Below are 3,059 nucleotides of genomic sequence, written 5' to 3' on the forward strand. Positions count from 1 at the left end.
GCCCCGCATTGATGTGGGTCAAACGCCGGGCCGAGGTTGCGGCGATCCCCGGCCCAACTATCGGGCGAGGCAAAACTTCCCCCTCTCTGACGGGGTCAATATACACGTTACGAATTGCGAATTGACAGGGGCGACACAGGTGGGCGGCCCCTCCTGGTTCGGCCGGTGCCGGAACTGGTGAAGGTCAAGAACCCGGCGTTCCAGAGGAAGACCTAAGCGGCGAGTGGCGCCAAGACTTTCGAAGTCGAAACGTACCCAGACGGGTAGATCACACGCACTCGGGTAACGTGAGGTGGCCACGTCATCAGCAATGGGAAAACGGCGCTTCTGGCGTCGGCCTGAAGCTCACGAACGACCTTGTCCGAGCGGTCGAGAAATTGCACCCTGTACTGCATCGGTCGCCTCATCGAGCGAGAGGAAAAGAATCGCACCCTAAAGGAAAGGAGGAACAGGGCGCGGCGAACCATCGACCCAGGAGCACGATTGCGCTGTGATCTGGCTCACAGCAGGCGAGCCCCGATCCGGTACGGTCGCAATGTTGCATGAGGACAGGGAGTGTCAGGAATCTTGTGCGCGGGGCCATAGTCGCGGCAAAGGAGCGCGAATATGGCGATCAAGAAGGACACCCTGGACGAACTTTTGTTGGGGCGCGACCCGAAGGCGGTGTTTTTCGAAGGACGGGCTTTTCGATGAGCTGAAGAAGGCGCTGGCGGAACGGATGCTCAACGCCGAGCTCGACGATCATCTCGACAATGAAGCCGCAGAAGGGTCCAGGAACCGTCGCAACGGCTCTTGGAAGAAGACGGTCCTGAGGAAGGGCCTTGGCACGGCGGTCTCCGTTATCAAGGCTCCCTCTGGCCAGCGCCATAAGGTCGGCGTGGCGTGTCCGGTCATGGAATGATGACAGAAACGCGGAACCCTGCGTCCGCGGCCCGCTGGCCCGTAGTCACTCTGCCCCGATCGAACGCCTGGACGAAGCGCGTTCACTCGGCGCGGCGCGCAGGTCACTGATCTCATCAGGACGCGCGCGAGGGTCGCAGCGTTGGGATGTGCGCATGTTCGAAGTGCGAATTCATGGCCGGGGGGGCCAGGGGGTCGTGACCGCCGCCGAAATGCTCTCGGTGGCCGCCTTCCTCGAGGGCAAGCACGCGCAGGCGTTCCCGAGCTTCGGCTCCGAACGGATGGGCGCGCCGGTGGTCGCCTTCTGCCGCATCTCCGATCGCGAGATCCGGCTGCGCGAGCCGATCCAGCGCCCGGACGCGCTGATCGTGCAGGACCCGACGCTGTTCGGGGCGCTCGACGTCACCGAGGGGCTGAAGCCGGACGGCTACCTGATGGTCAACACCGCGCGCAGCCTCGCCGAGATCCGCGAGCCGCGGCTCGACGCGGCGATTGCGCGTCTGCCGACAGGTCATGCGGCCACGATCCCGGCGACCGAACTGGCGATCAAGCACATCAACCGGCCGGCGCCGAACACGGCTCTGCTTGGCGCCTTCGCCGGAAAGGTCGGCGTCGTTTCGCTCGACAGCGTGATCGAGGCGATTCGGCGCGCGTTCCCCGGCAAGGTCGGCGAGGCCAACGTCGAGGCGGCAAGGGCGGCTCACGCGCTCGTCGCCGCCCAGGCGGAGGCCTGACGAATCAGGGAGGCCGCTCAGGATGCTGCATCAGATCGAAGGCTCCAAGGCGATGGCGCGCGCGATCGCGCTCTGCCGGCCGCAGGTGGTGTGCGCCTATCCGATCACGCCCCAGACCCATATCGTCGAGGGCCTCGGCGAGCTGATCCGCCTGGGCGAGCTCGACAACTGCGAGTTCATCAACGTCGAGAGCGAATTCGCCGCGCTCTCGGTCGCCATCGGCGCCTCTGCGGCCGGCGCGCGCGCCTACACCGCGACCGCGAGCCAGGGGCTCCTGTTCATGGCGGAGGCCGTCTACAACGCCGCCGGCCTCGGCCTGCCGATCGTCATGACGCTCGGCAACCGGGCGATCGGCGCGCCGATCAACATCTGGAACGACCATTCCGACGCGATGGCCTTGCGCGAGTCCGGCTGGATCCAGCTATTCGCCGAGACCAACCAGGAGGCGGCGGACCTCCACATCTTCGCCTTCCGCCTCGCCGAGCAGCTCTCGGTCCCGACGATGGTCTGCGTCGACGGCTTCGTCCTCACCCACGCCGTCGAGCGCGTCGACATCCCCGAGCAGGCGTCGGTCGACGCCTTCCTGCCGCGCTTCGAGCCAATGCAGAGCCTCGACCCGGACGATCCGATCTCGATCGGCGCGATGGTCGGGCCGGACGCCTTCACCGAAGTGCGCTACCTGCAATACTACAATCAGCGCACGGCGCTCGGCCTGATCGAGCGGCTGGCGACGCAATTCGAGCAGCGGTTCGGCCGCCCCGCGGGCGGCCTTTTGCGGACGTACCACGCCGAGGACGCCGAAATCCTGGTGGTCGCGATGGGCTCGATCAACGGCACGATCAAGGACGCCATCGACGAGATGCGGGCCGACGGCTTGGCGATCGGCCTCGTCACCCTCGTCGCCTTCCGGCCGTTCCCGACCGAAACGCTGCGCGCGGTGCTCGCGCGCGCGACCGACGTCGTGGTGATCGACCGGGCGATCGACGTCGGCATGGGCGGACCGCTGGCCAGCAACATCGCGATCGCTTTGCGAGAGCTGCCGCACCCGCCGAAGATGCATTCGGCGATCGTGGGTCTCGGCGGCCGGCCGGCGCCGAAGGCCTCGCTCATCCGGCTCTTCCGGCAGGCGGCGATCCAGCCGTGGGAAGGGCCGCATTTTCTTGATCTCAACGAGCGCGTCGTCGGCCACGAGATCCACCGGCGCGGCAAGGCCCGCCGGGTCGGTCCCGCGGCCGAAGGCATCCTCATCGAGCTCGAAAGAGAGCGCCTAGCCAGTCTCGCGGAGCCCGCGTCATGAACGAGGTCCAGAAGCTCAAGTTCTACCAGAAGGGCACGCTGACCGTCGGCAACCGCCTGGTCGACGAAAGCGAGCGCCGCGTGCAGGCGAGCCGCGACCGCTCCAACTCGCTCACGTCGGGCCTCCGC

Annotated in this window: 2 protein-coding genes and 1 pseudogene; all 3 read left to right on the forward strand. The window is 66.6% G+C overall.

What is annotated here, in order from left to right:
- Positions 1–606 precede the first annotated feature (606 nt).
- Positions 607–853, forward strand: a pseudogene (locus tag ACLP25_RS28355) (transposase); the annotation flags it as partial.
- 202 nt (positions 854–1,055) lie between these two features.
- On the forward strand, positions 1,056–1,634 hold the full coding sequence (locus ACLP25_RS28360) for a 2-oxoacid:acceptor oxidoreductase family protein (protein WP_442472436.1): 579 nt from the start codon (positions 1,056–1,058) through the stop codon (positions 1,632–1,634).
- Positions 1,635–1,656: 22 nt separating this feature from the next.
- The gene (locus ACLP25_RS28365; RefSeq protein ID WP_442472437.1) at positions 1,657–2,931 is read left to right on the forward strand and encodes a transketolase C-terminal domain-containing protein; all 1,275 of its coding nucleotides are present in this window, start codon (positions 1,657–1,659) and stop codon (positions 2,929–2,931) included.
- Positions 2,932–3,059 lie beyond the last annotated feature (128 nt).

Source organism: Roseiarcus sp. (genome assembly GCF_052145395.1).
Classification (GTDB): domain Bacteria; phylum Pseudomonadota; class Alphaproteobacteria; order Rhizobiales; family Beijerinckiaceae; genus Roseiarcus.

What these genes read in the sequence shown, in the direction of transcription:
- ACLP25_RS28360 (WP_442472436.1), top strand. Translation starts at nt 1,056, where the DNA reads ATGTTCGAAGTGCGAATTCATGGCCGGGGGGGCCAGGGGGTCGTGACC.
- ACLP25_RS28365 (WP_442472437.1), top strand. Translation starts at nt 1,657, where the DNA reads ATGCTGCATCAGATCGAAGGCTCCAAGGCGATGGCGCGCGCGATCGCG.